Origin of the sequence: Devosia crocina (assembly GCF_900116545.1) — a bacterium.
In the GTDB taxonomy this organism is placed as follows: Bacteria; Pseudomonadota; Alphaproteobacteria; order Rhizobiales; family Devosiaceae; genus Devosia; species Devosia crocina.
Genome location: NZ_FPCK01000001.1, coordinates 830,798 through 844,823, shown reverse-complemented (window position 1 = coordinate 844,823; position 14,026 = coordinate 830,798). Strand labels below are relative to the sequence as shown.

Annotated in this window: 14 protein-coding genes; 8 read left to right on the top strand and 6 right to left on the bottom strand. The window is 62.2% G+C overall.

The genetic code is table 11. The features are described 5' to 3' along the window. The 4 genes from xdhC to uraH all read right to left on the bottom strand — a co-directional run bounded on the left by xdhC (nucleotide 1) and on the right by uraH (nucleotide 5,165). Nucleotides 1-861: a xanthine dehydrogenase accessory protein XdhC gene (gene xdhC / locus BM364_RS03855; protein ID WP_244542759.1), complete on the bottom strand. Its 861-nt coding sequence runs from the start codon at nucleotides 859-861 to the stop codon at nucleotides 1-3. Between the two features lie 151 nt (nucleotides 862-1,012). Next, complete coding sequence (gene xdhB, locus BM364_RS03850) at nucleotides 1,013-3,343, bottom strand: xanthine dehydrogenase molybdopterin binding subunit (protein WP_092421146.1); 2,331 nt, start codon at nucleotides 3,341-3,343, stop codon at nucleotides 1,013-1,015. Continuing rightward, the gene (gene xdhA / locus BM364_RS03845) at nucleotides 3,343-4,809 is read right to left on the bottom strand and encodes a xanthine dehydrogenase small subunit (protein ID WP_092421143.1); all 1,467 of its coding nucleotides are present in this window, start codon (nucleotides 4,807-4,809) and stop codon (nucleotides 3,343-3,345) included. The genes xdhB and xdhA overlap by 1 nt, the downstream gene beginning before the upstream one ends. A gap of 2 nt (nucleotides 4,810-4,811) precedes the next feature. Further along, complete coding sequence (uraH, locus tag BM364_RS03840) at nucleotides 4,812-5,165, bottom strand: hydroxyisourate hydrolase (RefSeq protein ID WP_092421141.1); 354 nt, start codon at nucleotides 5,163-5,165, stop codon at nucleotides 4,812-4,814. Between the two features lie 153 nt (nucleotides 5,166-5,318). On the opposite strand from uraH, the gene puuE reads away from it, so the two are divergent. Then, nucleotides 5,319-6,737: an allantoinase PuuE gene (puuE, locus tag BM364_RS03835; protein WP_092423847.1), complete on the top strand. Its 1,419-nt coding sequence runs from the start codon at nucleotides 5,319-5,321 to the stop codon at nucleotides 6,735-6,737. 4 nt (nucleotides 6,738-6,741) lie between these two features. Here the strand turns inward: puuE and BM364_RS18330 are convergent, their stop codons facing one another. Next, a complete protein-coding gene (locus BM364_RS18330) occupies nucleotides 6,742-6,885 on the bottom strand; it encodes a hypothetical protein (RefSeq protein ID WP_175528449.1) in 144 nt (47 codons plus the stop codon). 153 nt (nucleotides 6,886-7,038) lie between these two features. Here BM364_RS18330 and BM364_RS03830 point away from each other — a divergent pair, with 153 nt between their 5' ends. The 5 genes from BM364_RS03830 to BM364_RS03810 all read left to right on the top strand — a co-directional run bounded on the left by BM364_RS03830 (nucleotide 7,039) and on the right by BM364_RS03810 (nucleotide 11,021). Continuing rightward, a complete protein-coding gene (locus tag BM364_RS03830; protein WP_092421139.1) occupies nucleotides 7,039-8,157 on the top strand; it encodes a baeRF8 domain-containing protein in 1,119 nt (372 codons plus the stop codon). A 72-nt stretch (nucleotides 8,158-8,229) separates the two neighbouring features. Further along, entirely contained in the window at nucleotides 8,230-9,048 is an 819-nt protein-coding gene (locus BM364_RS03825) for a bifunctional allantoicase/(S)-ureidoglycine aminohydrolase (protein ID WP_092421136.1), read from the top strand. A gap of 3 nt (nucleotides 9,049-9,051) precedes the next feature. Beyond that, on the top strand, nucleotides 9,052-9,564 hold the full coding sequence (locus BM364_RS03820) for an ureidoglycolate lyase (RefSeq protein WP_092421131.1): 513 nt from the start codon (nucleotides 9,052-9,054) through the stop codon (nucleotides 9,562-9,564). 72 nt (nucleotides 9,565-9,636) lie between these two features. Then, nucleotides 9,637-10,392: an META domain-containing protein gene (locus tag BM364_RS03815; RefSeq protein WP_092421130.1), complete on the top strand. Its 756-nt coding sequence runs from the start codon at nucleotides 9,637-9,639 to the stop codon at nucleotides 10,390-10,392. Between the two features lie 5 nt (nucleotides 10,393-10,397). Then, on the top strand, nucleotides 10,398-11,021 hold the full coding sequence (locus BM364_RS03810; RefSeq protein WP_244542758.1) for a nucleoside deaminase: 624 nt from the start codon (nucleotides 10,398-10,400) through the stop codon (nucleotides 11,019-11,021). Between the two features lie 129 nt (nucleotides 11,022-11,150). On the opposite strand, the gene BM364_RS18325 is transcribed toward BM364_RS03810, so the two are convergent. Further along, a complete protein-coding gene (locus BM364_RS18325; protein ID WP_175528448.1) occupies nucleotides 11,151-11,297 on the bottom strand; it encodes a hypothetical protein in 147 nt (48 codons plus the stop codon). Nucleotides 11,298-11,606: 309 nt separating this feature from the next. Between BM364_RS18325 and otsB the strand changes: the two genes are divergently transcribed. Together otsB and BM364_RS03800 are read left to right on the top strand one after the other, a co-directional pair. Continuing rightward, entirely contained in the window at nucleotides 11,607-12,392 is a 786-nt protein-coding gene (gene otsB, locus BM364_RS03805; RefSeq protein WP_092421126.1) for a trehalose-phosphatase, read from the top strand. Nucleotides 12,393-12,475: 83 nt separating this feature from the next. Further along, nucleotides 12,476-13,891 (top strand): alpha,alpha-trehalose-phosphate synthase (UDP-forming), encoded by a 1,416-nt coding sequence (locus tag BM364_RS03800; RefSeq protein ID WP_092421125.1) that lies wholly within the window; start codon nucleotides 12,476-12,478, stop codon nucleotides 13,889-13,891. Nucleotides 13,892-14,026 lie beyond the last annotated feature (135 nt).

The following is a 14,026-nucleotide window of genomic DNA, read 5'->3' as shown; positions in this document are numbered from 1 at the left end:
TCAAAGTCCACGTGCCACCCTTTCCTGCGAAAGGATGGACTTTCGCCCGTCAGATGCTTCCCGGCTGTTAATCTGGACCATAATTTCCGCCGCCGCCAGTGCCGCGATAACGGATGGCCGTTTATCCCCAAGCCCTTGCGCCCCGATCGGCAAAACCAATCGCTCCAGCGCTGCCCTGTCCCCACCCTGCTCCAGGAACCAGCTGGCGAATTTTGCGCGCTTGGTCCGCGATCCGACCATGCCGGTATAGGCGCAGTCCGTGCGCGCCAGCGCCTCGCTGGCAATCAGGAAGTCGAGCGCATGATCATGGGTCATGATCGCGAAGGCGCTGCCGGGCGGGGCGGTGCGTACCACCGCTTCGGGCATGGCCACACGGCGATGGGAAATGCCGCCATCGAGCAGATCCAGCTCTTCCTGCCGCGTATCGATCACCTCGACGCGCACGGGCAACAAGGAAAGGATCTTGGCCAGAACGCGCCCGACATGTCCGGCACCGAACACATAGACATGCGGAGCCGCTTCCTCCTCGGCCATGGCAAGCGTCGTGACCTCGCCCCGGGCAGCCACATCGGCGTATCGCAGCCGAACCGTCACGCGACCGCCGCAGCACTGGCCGATCTCTGGTCCCAGGGGCACATCCATCGCCTCTTCCGCTCGCCCGCTAGCGATAAGGCGACGGGCATGGTCGATGACCATATATTCGAGCGCCCCGCCCCCGATCGTCCCCCAGATTTCGTCTGGTGCCACCAGCATCAACGCGCCCTCCTCCCGCGGGGAGGAGCCGCGCACCGACGTCAAAGTGCAGACGATCACGTCAGCATTGGCTGCAAGAAAGGTTTCAAGCATCTGAGAAGTCTTCACGCTGACCTCCCCTCACCCAACCCGCCCCTCAGAAGGGGCAAGGGGGCCAGGCCGGTCGCGGCCTCTGAAACAAGGCAGATGGTCAAGCTGTCCCCGCATCCCTCTACGGAGCGGATCACTGTGAGAGGCGCTGGCACAAAGACCTGCAAGATCACCCCCGCGCCTCCCGCTTCAATCGCTCGATCCCCAACAGCACCCGTTCAGGCGTCACCGGCATATCGAGCCGCGGCGCCTCGGCGTAATCCATGACGCTGGCAACGGCCATGCCGAGAGCCTCTGGCACGCTCATGGCAAGCATGAACGGCGGTTCGCCCACTGCCTTGGACCGGCCGATCACCGCCTCACGGTTGACAGACCATTCAGCCAGCTTGACGTTGAAAACCGGCGGCACATCGCTGGCGAGCGGGATCTTGTAGGTTGAGGGCGCGTGGGTGCGCAATTGTCCCTTTTCGTCCCACACCAGTTCTTCCGTCGTCAGCCAACCCATGCCCTGAATGAAAGCACCTTCCACCTGCCCCAGATCGATGGCAGGATTGAGCGACTTGCCTACATCGTGAAGGATATCGACGCGATCGACTGTATATTCACCGGTCAGCGTATCGATGGTCACTTCGCTCACCGAAGCCCCATAGGCAAAATAGTAGAACGGGTGCCCCCGCCCCGTCGCCCGATCCCAATGGATCTTCGGCGTCTTGTAAAAGCCTGCCGCCGAAAGCTGTACCCGGTTCATAAAGGCCGACATGGCAAGCTCGGCAAAAGGCACGAACTTGGCGCCGGCCTGGAGCCCGCCCGCGACCCATTCGCATTCGGCCTCGCTGACGTCGTGCAGCCTTGCCGCATGCGCGAGCATCCGCTCCTTGATCTGCCTGCATGCATCCAGCGCCGCCGCGCCGTTTAGATCGGTGCCCGAAGAGGCTGCCGTGGCCGAAGTATTGGGCACTTTCCCGGTCGAAGTCGCCATGATCTTGACGGTGTCGAGATTGACCCCGAACGCGTCCGCCACCACCTGCGCCACCTTGATATAGAGCCCCTGCCCCATCTCGGTGCCACCATGTGAGAGGTGGATCGAGCCATCCTTGTAGACATGCACGAGCGCGCCCGCCTGATTGTACCAGGTGGCCGTAAAGGAGATCCCGAACTTGACCGGAGTCAGCGCGATACCCTTCTTGAGAACAGCGCTTGTCCGATTAAAATCGAGAATGACCTTGCGCCGGGCCTGATAGTCCGACGCGCTTTCGAGTTCGTCCACCACCCGGTGGATGATATTGTCCTCGATCACCTGATGGTAGGGCGTCACATTCTCGGTGTCTGTGCCGTAGAAATTGGCCTTGCGGATCTCGAGCGGATCCTTGCCCAGCGCGTAGGCGATCTCCTCGATCCAGCGCTCCGCCGCCATCATTCCCTGCGGCCCACCGAACCCGCGGAATGCGGTATTCGATACCGTGTTGGTGTAAAGCGGCTCGGAGCGGGCCCGCACGGCAGGATACCAATAGGCGTTGTCGCAGTGAAACAGCGCGCGATCCGTCACCGGCCCGGACAGATCGGAGGAATAACCGGCCCGGGCGCCATAAACCGCATCGACCGCCTGGATCTTGCCGGTCTCGTCATAGCCGACATCGTAATCGACCACGAAATCGTGCCGTTTGCCGGTGGCGGTCATGTCGTCGTCGCGATCGGGGCGGATCTTGCAGGCCCGGTTCCACTTCTTGGCTCCGAGCGCGGCGATCACAGCAAAAAGATTGCCCTGCGTTTCCTTGCCGCCAAAGCCCCCACCCATGCGCCGCACATTGATGGTCACCGCGTTCTGGCGAATGCCGAGCGCCTGCGCCACGATCAACTGCACCTCGGTCGGATGCTGGGTCGAGGAGTGGATCACCACATCCTCGTCTTCTCCGGGGATTGCGAGCGCGATCTGGCCTTCGAGATAAAAGTGGTCCTGCCCTCCAATCGTGATCGCGCCCTTGACCCGGCGCGGAGCCGCGGAAAGTCCGGCGTCCACATCGCCGCGCTCGAGCTTAAGCGGCGGCGTCACGAGTTTGCCGCCCGCTGCCTGCGCAGAACGCACATCGGTGAAAAAAGGCAGATCCCGATATTCGATCCGGGCAAGGTGGGCGGCCCTTCGTGCCTGATCACGCGTTTCAGCAATCACCGCAAAAACCGGCTGCCCCCAAAAATGAATCACGCCATCGGCAAAGACGGGCTCGTCGTGCTTGTGCGCGGAGCTGATATCGAGCTCGCCGGGCACATCGTCATTGGTCAATACGCCGATGACCCCCGGTGCAGCCAGCACCTGCGCAAAATCCATACCCACGATCTCGGCATGCGGCCTGCTCGAAAGCCCGAGATAGGCATGCATGGTGCCGACCGGCTCGACAATATCGTCGATATATTCGGCCGTCCCGGTTACATGCTTCGGGCCGCTATCGTGGCGCGTTGGCTTGTGCATCACCGAAAGGTCGATGGGCGCTTGATGCTTGTTCATCACGCTAGCTCCCTTTTGAGCCGCTGGCCCTCTCCTGCCGTTTCAAGGAAGAACCGCTTGAGCAGATTCTGCGCTGCCAGCAGGCGATACTGGGCCGAAGCGCGCATATCGGTGATCGGCTGGTAATCCGCGGCGAAAGCGGGCAGCACGGCCTCGACCGTGTCCATCGTCCATGGCTTGCCGACCAGCGCCGTCTCGACCGCCCGTGCGCGCTTGGGCGTTGCCGCCATGCCGCCAAAAGCGATGCGCGCCATGCCGACCTTGCCCCCGTCGTTGACGAACACCCGAAACGCTCCGCAAAGGGCGGAAATATCTTCCTCGCGGCGCTTGGAGACCTTGTAGGTCGCAAACTTCTCCCCTGCAGGCAGCAGCGGGATGGTCACGCTCTCGACGAATTCGCCGGGCTGCCGGTCCTGCTGCCCATAGGCGAGGAAATAGTCTTCGAGCTTGATCTCGCGCCGGTGTTCCCCGCGCCGCAGATGCAGCTTGGCGCCGAGGGCAATAAAGGGCGGCGGCGTGTCACCGATGGGCGATCCATTGGCGATATTGCCCCCGATCGTGCCCATATTGCGGATCTGCTCACCGGCAAACCGGTTCCAGAGCTCGCCCAGCTGCGGGAAATTGGCTGCGATAACCGGCAGCGCCTCCGAATAGGTAACGCCGGCATAAAAGCGTACTTCGCTGTCGTTTTCGGCAATGCGCTTCAGCTCCTGCAGGTGGCCGGTAAAGATCACCGGCCCGATGGGGCGCATGAACTTGGTGACCCACAGCCCCACATCGGTGGAACCGGCAACGATCCGCGCCGATGGCAGTGCCTCATAAAGTTCTGCGAAATCATCGAGAGTGGCGGGAATGATGATCTGCTGGTTGCCCTCGCCGATCACCACGCGCCGGCCGTCGTTGATCGCCTTGATCTTGTCCTTGACCGCGATACGCTCGGCCCAGAGCGGATCACCCTGCGGCTGTCCGTAGCTCGAAATTGCCTGCCCTGCCCGGATGATCGGTGCATAGCCGGTGCACCGGCAGAGATTGCCCTGCAGCGCCTTTTCGATTGCCGCGCGCGACGGGTCGGGCTCCCGCATCCAGAGCCCATAAAGGCTCATCACGAAGCCGGGCGTACAAAATCCGCATTGCGAACCATGGTGATCGACCATGGCCTGCTGCACCGGATGCAACGCGCCATTCTCGCCACGCAGATGCTCGATGGTCACCACGTGTGTTCCGTGAAGGCTGCCCACGAACCGGATGCAGGCCGTCACCGAGTCATAGATGATCTCCTCGCCCGATACCCGCCCGACCAGCACGGTACAGGCCCCGCAATCGCCCTCCGCGCACCCTTCCTTGGAGCCGCGCAACCGCCGCTCGAGCCGCAGCCAGTCCAACAGCGTCAGGTCCGGCGCCACATCGGTGAGGGTGATCTCCTCGCCGTTGAGGAGAAAGCGGATGGCATTCGAAACGTCAACCATCCTCAGCTCCCCCGATAGGTCGAATAGGAGAACGGGCTCACCAGCAAGGGCACATGGTAGTGCTTGTCTTCCGAGATGGTGAAACGGATCGGCACGACGTCGAGAAACGGCGTTTCGATCTCGACCCCGATCCGCTCGAAATACTGCCCCACATGGAAGCGGATTTCGAACTCACCCTGCTGAAACTGATCGTCCGCCAGAAGCGGCTGGTCCACGCGTCCGTCGGCATTGGTATAGCTGTCGAGCAGGTGGTGGGTGTGGTCGCCATGCACGAAGTGGAGCTCGAGCCGCATGCCGCGCGCCGGCTTGCCCGCCATCGTGTCCAGAACGTGTGTCGTCAGGCGGCCTTCTGCCATTGTGCTGCTCCAGTCATACTCCCCGACAGGAGAGTCTATCCCAACCCGCGCCCGGCGCAATGCTCAATTTTTACCAACTGGTCCATTTTTGTGCATCTTGTTTCCGATCCCGGCCCCGCTAAACTTTGCCGCGAACCGAAGAGTGAGATGCTGATGAACCGCTACCCCCGCGATATGCACGGCTATGGCCGCAGAGTGCCCGATGCAAACTGGCCCGGCGGCGCTCATGTCGCGGTGCAATTCGTGCTCAACTACGAAGAGGGTGGGGAAAACAACATCCTTCATGGCGATGCCGCGTCCGAAGCCTTCCTGGTCGACGTGCTCGGCGCCGCCCCCTGGCCCGGCCAGCGTCACGCCAATGTGGAGTCGATGTACGAATACGGTGCGCGCGCCGGGTTCTGGCGCCTCCATCGCCTCTTCACCGAGACCAATCTGCCGGTCACCGTCTACGGCGTCGCCACCGCCTTGATGCGCGCACCCGAGCAGCTCGCCGCCATGCAGGAGGCGGGCTGGGAGATTGCGTCTCACGGGTTGAAATGGGTTCAGCACAAGGACATGCCGCCCGAAGAAGAGCGCCGGCAGATCGCCGAAGCGATTCGCCTTCATACGCTCGCCACCGGCTCCCGGCCGGAAGGATGGTATACAGGCCGCTCCTCGCTCAACACCGTCGAGCTCGTGGCTGACTTCGGCGGCTTCGCTTATATCTCGGACACCTATGACGATGACCTGCCCTATTGGAAGCTGATCCACGGCAAGCCGCAGCTGATCATCCCGTACTCGCTTTCGACCAATGACATGCGCTTCGTCACCGGGCCCGGCTTCGACAATGGCGAGGAATACTTCCAGTTTCTCAAGGACACCTTCGATTGCCTCTATGCCGAGGGCGTGGCGGGACGTGCCAAGATGATGTCCCTTGGGCTTCATTGCCGCCTCGTGGGCCAGCCTGGCCGCTTCCAAGGCCTCAAGAAGTTCGTGGATTACATCAACAAATTCGACAAGGTCTGGGTGCCGACCCGCCTTGAGATCGCCCGCCATTGGGCCGAGCACCATCCCTATGCCGCTCCAACCCTTGTGCCGAGCCAGATGGAGAAAGCTCAATTCGTCGAGCGGTTCGGTTCGATTTTCGAGCATTCCCATTGGATTGCCGAGCGCGCCTGGGAAAGCGAGCTCGGGCCGGCCAGCGACACGGCAATCGGCCTTCACTTCGCCTTGCGCACCCAGTTCCGCGCCGCCACCCCTGAAGAGCGCCTCGCGGTTTTGCGCGCCCACCCTGACCTGGCCGGAAGGCTGGCTGCCGCAAAGCGCCTGACGGCGGATTCCACCGCCGAACAGGCCTCTGCCGGGCTGGACGCGTTGACTGATGAGGAGCGCGAAAAGTTCTCCGCCCTCAACACGCTCTATATGCAGAAATTCGGCTTCCCCTTCATCATCGCGGTTCGCGACAATACCAAGGCCAGCATCCTCGAAGCGTTCGAAAAGCGGGTTGCCAATTCGGCGGCCGAAGAGTTCGCAACTGCCGCAGCCCAGGTCGAGCGGATAGCCCTCCTCCGCCTCGAGGCTCTATTGGGATAAGGCTCTAGCCGTCGAGCTCGATCGTGCCTTCGCCCGCCTCGCCCATCCGGTCGAGGCCGAACAGCACGATCAGCACCGCCAGCCAGGGCAGGTGATGCTGCAGCCAGTGGGGACTTGCCCCTTCGAAACTGAGGAACAGCTTGCTCATGGCATCCAGTATCTCGCTTCAATGGTTGAAAATCGGTAACCCTAATCAAATCTAACCGGATCAACCCCGCACCGGTTGCGACCTTTTGCGCGGAAACCCAGGCGCGGCACACGCGTTCGCCCTCGACACCCCAAGCAAAAGGATCTGTGCAGCATGCTCTATGTCGATATTCCGACCCACAAGGACCTGACCGCCCTTCGTGCCGTGCGCGATGAAGCCAGTGTTTCGATCTATCTCGAGACCACGCCCCTCACCCAGGAAATCGAAAAGAGCCGCATCAGTTTCGGCAATCTCGGCAAGGAAGCCATCGCCCAGCTCGAAGAAGCCGGCATCGACAAGCGCCGTCTGGCGAGCCTGCGTGAAGCCTTGGACGACCTCGCTGACGACGAAGATTTCTGGCGCCATCAGGCCCATAGCCTTGCGATCTTTGCTACGCCCGACAGCATCCGCACCTTCCGCCTCGCCAACCGCCTGACCGAAATGGTGGAGGTCGCGGACCGTTTTCACCTCAAGCCGCTCCTGCGCGCGGTCACCTTCCGCAATGCCGCCCATGTACTCGCGATCTCGGAAAACGCCGTGCGTCTCGTCGAAGTGGCAGCTGACCTTCCTCCGACCGAGGTCAAGGTGCAGGACTTCCCAGATAGCGCGGCTGACGCGGTGGGCAAATCCACCATCAATGACCGTTCGCACGCGCGTCGTATCCACGGCTCGGAGGGCGAGAAGGTGCAACTTGCCAAATATATCCGCCGTGTCGATGCGGCCCTCCGGCCGGTGCTCAATGGCAGCGACCTGCCCATCATCCTGGCTGCAACGGAACCGGTCGCTTCGCTGGTCCGCTCGATCAGCGGCTTCGACTATGAGCCCGAGATCATCGCCGGCAGCCCCGACCGCCTCACCGAGAGCGAACTGGCGGAAGCCGCGCGACCTGTGCTCGACACCCGCTATGCGCGCAAGATCGATAGCTTCCGCCAGCTTTTCGAAACCCGCTCTGGCCAAAACCGCGCCATTACCGATCTCTCCGATGCCGCCCGCGCCGCCACGTTTGGCGCTATCGAGACCCTTCTCGTCGATATGGACAATGTCGTGACAGGCACGGTCGACGAGGAAACCGGGGCGGTCCAATTCTCCGAAGGCGCCGACGCCGCTCACTATGGCATCGTCGACGAGATCGCCGGCCGGGCGCTCGATAGCGGCGCAACTGTTCTCGCAGTGCGCCGGCAGGATCTGCCGCGCGATGCGGATATGGCGGCGGTCCTGCGTTACGCTATCTAGCCAAACGCCACGAGTTCTCGCTAAGCATGGGTGGCAGCGCGTTGCTGCCGCCCATCGACACGAATGCGAGACATGGCCCCTCACTACGCTTCCCCAATAGCCGGCCTACCGGGCCAAATGGCGCTCCATACCGGACGCGCCACCTTCAACGAGGCCTATGCCCTCATTCCGCGCGGCGTCATGCGCGATATCGTCACCTCATATCTGCCGCATTGGCGCGAAACTCGGCTTTGGGTCATTGCCCGTCCCATGTCCGGCTTCGCAGAGACCTTCTCCCAATACATCGTCGAAGTCGCCCCCGGTGGTGGCAGCGAGCGGCCTGAACCCAATCCCGCCGCCGAAGGCGTCATCTTCGTCGTCGAGGGGCAGGTTGATCTGACAATCGAGGGTCAAGCTCATGTCCTGGAACGGGGCGGTTACGCGTTCCTGCCGCCCGGCACCGCCTGGACCCTCGCCAATGCCGGCAATGCCCCTGCCCGCTTCCATTGGGTACGCAAGCGCTACGAGGCCGCCGAAGGCATCGACCAGCCGCCTGCTTTCGTCACCAACGAGCAGAACGAGCCCATCCGGTGGATGCCGGGCACCAACGACACCTGGGGCACGACGCGCTTTGTTGAGCCGAGTGACCTCCGCCACGACATGCATGTCAACATCGTCACTCTCGAACCCGGCGCCGTCATTCCGTTCGAAGAAACCCACGTCATGGAGCATGGGCTTTATGTTCTCGAGGGCAAGGCCGTTTATCGTCTCAACCGCGATTGGGTCGAAGTGGAAGCGGGCGACTTCATGTGGCTGCGCGCCTTCTGCCCTCAGGCGTGCTATGCCGGGCCCGAGCGGTTCCGTTACCTGCTCTACAAGGACGTCAACCGCCACGCCAAACTCCCGTTCTGAACCATGCCTCAGCGCCCTGTCTTCATCGAGCCGCTCACCCCTAATGCCTTTGCCCCCTTCGGCCAGGTGATCCAGACCGTGGGGTCCCATCACTACCCCATCAATGCCGACATGACCGAGCGCTTCCACGATCTCGCCCGGATTGAACTGGAAGGCGATGCCGCGCGCCCGATGATCTCGATCTTCCGCGGCCAACCCTACGCCCTTCCGCTCATTCTCGGCCTTGTCGAGCGCCACCCGCTTGGCAGCCAGGCTTTTTTTCCGCTCACCCCGGATGCGCATTGGCTGGTGATCGTGGCCGAAGACGAGAACGGCACGCCTGCCCGCCTCCGGGCGTTCCTCCCGGGCCCTGGTCAGGGTGTCAATATCGCCCGAAACACCTGGCATGGCGTGCTCACCGTGCTTGAGCGCGAAACCGAATTTCTGGTTATCGACCGGGGCGGAGAGGGCAACAATCTCGAGGAATATCTCTTCGATCCGCCACAGCTTGTAACGCATCGGGAACGTGGCGCTTAACCGCTTCGTCCCATTCGCCTCGCAACTTCCCGCGCCCTTTGCTAGGCTAGCTCGCATGAGGGAGGGACTGCCATGCTCAAGCCTGTCCTTGCATTGGCTTTGCTGCTGCTTGTCATGATCGCACCGGCTCAGGCTGCGCATCTGACGGTCACCGGCGAGGTCTTCTATCGCGAGCGCATCGCCTTGCCGCAGGGCGCCACACTCTATGTCGGCCTCGTCACGATGCCTTCGGGCAATCCCGTCGTCGGCGCGGGCGCCGCCATCCCTATCAGGGGTCAGGTGCCGCTGCAGTTTTCACTCAACATCAGAAGCGACACGGCAACAGAAGCCGGCCCCCTCGGCGTCGTTGCCGAAATACGCTCCGGGCAGACCGTTCTTTTCCGCAGTTCGGCCGCCGTGCCGGTCGACCTTCTCGCCCCAGGCCCGGTCTCCATCCTCGTCACTCGTCAAAAGCTGCAAGAGCCTGTTCCTGAGCCGCCCACCCTTGACCCGCGCCTCATCGGCACCGTCTGGACCGTCACCAGCATCGCCGGCAGCCCAGCCCAGAGCGACACCCCGATGACCCTCGAGATCGCGCCCGATCTGCGCGCTGATGGATCTGCCGGCTGCAACAGCTATTTCACGCAAGCAAGCCTTGACGACACCGCCTTGCGCTTCGGTCTTGCAGCCGCGACCCGCAAAGCCTGCACGCCGCGTCTCATGGCCCAAGAAACCGCGTTCTTTGCTGCCCTTGCCGCTACCGCCGGCTACGAGATCAGCGGCAACAGCCTGCGCCTGCTCGATGCGGCGGGGATCCCGCTGATCGGCCTCGTTGCATCCGGAGAGTAACCCAGGTGGATAAAGCCGACTTCGTTTCGCGCCTCCTCGATGTCATAGAGCACGACATCATACCCATCACCGCTCGCGGCGTCGCTGCAGGCAACAAGCTGTTCGGCGCGGCCATTCTGCGCAAGTCCGACCTTTCGGTTGTAGTCGCCGAAACCAACAACGAAACCGAAAACCCGCTCTGGCACGGCGAGATGCACGCCATAAAGCGCTTCTTCGAACTGCCGGCCGATCAGCGCCCCCTTTCGAAGGACTGCGTCTTTGTCACCTCGCACGAGCCATGTTCGCTCTGCCTGTCCGGCATCACATGGTCGGGCTTCGACAATTTCTATTATCTCTTCAGCTATGAGGACAGCCGCGACAGTTTCGGCATCCCTTACGACATCCAGATTCTGCAACAGGTCTACGCCGTTCCGGACCCCGATCGCGCCGCGGTGTCGCCGGAAAGGCCGCTCTATAATCGCGACAACGCTTTCTTCAGAAGTCGCAGCGTCGATGAACTGATCGCCGGTCTAGACCGGGCGCACCGGGAAACGCTTCTGGCGCGGGTCGATGATCTGCGCGCCGCCTATGCCGATCTTTCGGCCATCTATCAGCGCGACAAGGGCAGAAAAGGCATCCCGCTCGCCTGAACCTTGCGCAACGAGCGCAACGGACGCCGCGCTGTCGGGTTCTGCGCCGGTGGTACTGCCTGGACCCTGGGCACAGGCTGAGCCATCCTCCAGAGATCGGCACCCAACCCGCTCACGCGGTCTTCGCCCTTATTCATTGCTCAGAACCACTGACGAAGAGTCCGCCACAGGCATCTCCGCAAAAGATGCGGCAAGCGTGATGAAGCTCAGCGCAGCAACGAAAAGAGCGCTGAGCATGATTTGCGACTGGGCTGGCTTGGACAGGATCGGACGCATTTTATTCTTGTATTCCCTCAGTTTATTCGTCCCGACGCCTCAGATCGGGGTCCATTGTGCAACGCAGAAAATCGCGGATGGCTCCCGCTTTTGTGCCTTCACGAACGTGTGATGATCTGATCTCCCACATTCCAGCCACGTGCATGGCAGGCATGTGGCGCGAACCTTTTGCTCTTGCTGGCGTTAGAGCACCTGACCCCCTGAGCGCATTGGGTAAATGTGGCCACCACATTTCCGTCCAGAAAGCGCAAGCATTTCGAATTCTGCCGGTCGCCATTGGAGCGATCAGGGTAAACAGATGGAGCTGCCATGACACAAACGCTTCTTGAAAGCGGGGCAGAGCTGCCTTTGCTGGCCATTTTCACCGATTTCGACGGCACGCTCGTCGATATCGCGGAAACGCCTGACGCTGTGCATGTCTCGACCGAACTCACCGATCAGATCAACCGCGCCACCCGCGATTTCGATCACGCCTTTGCCGTGATCACAGGCCGCGAGATTTCCGATATTGACCGTTTCCTCTCGCCCTTGCAGCTCCCGATCGCCGGCGCCCATGGCTCGCAACGCCGCCGCGCCGACGGCTCCATGGAAATGCTCGATGACGCATTGGTCTCGGGTGCCGAGGATATCGTCCGCGCCATCGAGCCTCTTGCCATGGCCCATCCCGAGCTGCTGATCGAACCCAAGACCGGCGCCGTCGCTCTTCATTATCGCCAGGCGCCCGAACTGGCCGACCCGTGCCTGCGCGCCATGGAAGAAGCGCTGCACGATCATCCCGAATTCGCCCTGGTCAAAGGCAAGATGGTGCTCGAAGCCCGCCCCACCGGCTTCGACAAAGGCGCAGCCCTGCGCGCCTTTATGCAGGAAGAGCCCTTTGCTGGCCGCACCCCCATCTTCATTGGCGATGATCGCACCGATGAGGATGCCTTCCGTGCCGCTCAGGAACTCGGCGGGGTCGGTATCAAACTCGGACCCGGCGAAACTGCCGCCCGCTTGCGCATTGCAGATGTGGCTTCCGTCCATGCCCTTCTGCGTGGCCTCGGAGACATCACCCACCGCGACGAGCCGCTCCTGGCCGAAACGACTGCTCACTGACCCCCTGGGGTCCGGACGACACGCTTATGGCCAGGACGCTTCCCGCGCCCCGGCGTACTGAAAACTACTTTGGGGGAACGAGCATGAGCCGCATTGTCATTGTATCGAACAGAACGCCAGGCAAGGGCCCAGCCGCTGGCGGTTTGGCCGTCGCCCTGCGCAAGGTACTGGGCAATCGGGAAGGTTTCTGGTTTGGCTGGTCGGGCAAGTTGACCGAACAGCCCCAAGCCGAAGCGCGCATCGAGGACATCGATGGCCTCACCGTGGCTCAGGTGGATCTGACGCGCGAAGACCACCACGCCTATTATGCCGGCTTTTCCAATTCCATCCTCTGGCCCAGCTTCCACCTGCGGCTCGATCTCGCCACCATCGAAAGCTACTGGTACGAAGGCTATCGTCGCGTCAACGCGCAGTTCGCCAAGGCTCTGATGCCGCTCCTGCGCCCCGACGACATCATCTGGGTGCATGATTATCACCTGATCCCGCTCGCCAGCGAATTGCGAAATCTGGGCGCCCGCAACCGCATCGGGTTTTACCTTCACATTCCCTTCCCCACAGCCGATGCGCTTTATGCCATCCCCCACCATGCCGAACTGATGCGCGATGTCTCGCGCTACGATCTCGTCGGCTTCCAGGCGCAGCGCGACGTGGCTGCCTTCACCGACTTTGCCCAGCACCAGGCTCCGTCCACCTTCGGCGCCCGCGCTATCGAGGCGATCGACTTCAGCCGCACCGATGTTGCAGCCTTCCCCATCGGTTCGGACCCCGAGGCCTTTTCCCGTCTCGCGGCAAGCCCTGCCGCCAAGAAGATGATCCACCGCATGCGCCGCAGCCTGGGCGATCAGGCCCTTATCCTGGGTGTCGACCGGCTCGATTATTCCAAGGGCCTGCCCCAGCGCGTCGAAGCCTACGAAAAGCTCCTCGCCAACAATCCCCGTCTGCGCCGCAACGTTCATCTCCTCCAGGTCGCCCCGCCCTCGCGCGACACGATCAAGGAATACCAGGAAACCAGCGACACGCTCGACGCCATCTGCGGCCGCGTTATGGGGCATTTTTCCGAACCCGACTGGTCACCCTTGACCTATGTGAAGCGCGCCTACGGCCAGCCGAGCCTTGCCGGCCTTTACCGCATGGCCCGCGTCGGGCTCGTAACGCCGCTCCGAGATGGCATGAATCTCGTGGCACACGAATATGTCGCCTCACAGGATCCCGCCGACCCCGGCGTTCTTGTGCTGTCCCGTTTCGCCGGTGCCGCCGAGATCTTCCCCGAAGCCTTGCTGGTCAACCCCTTCGATACCGACGAAACCTCGGAAGCGCTGCGCATGGCGCTCGATATGCCGCTGGAGGAACGCAAGGAGCGTTGGCAGGGCCTGATGGCCGCCGCCCGGACCCACAATGTCGACGATTGGGCACTCCGCTTCTTGGATCGCCTCGCCCCCGGCACGGCCGACGCCGGCTCCCACAGCCGCGACATCATCTATCTGGATTCAGTGGCTTAAGCGGACAGCGACCCGCCTGATGATGCGGCCTGCCACACTTCGCAGGAGCCACCGGCAGATACTTCCCCTGCAGAGCCTAAGGTTGAGTGAGTCTCCGGCCGCGAGCTTTGCCTGAAGAGTGTAGGCGTCTGGCGC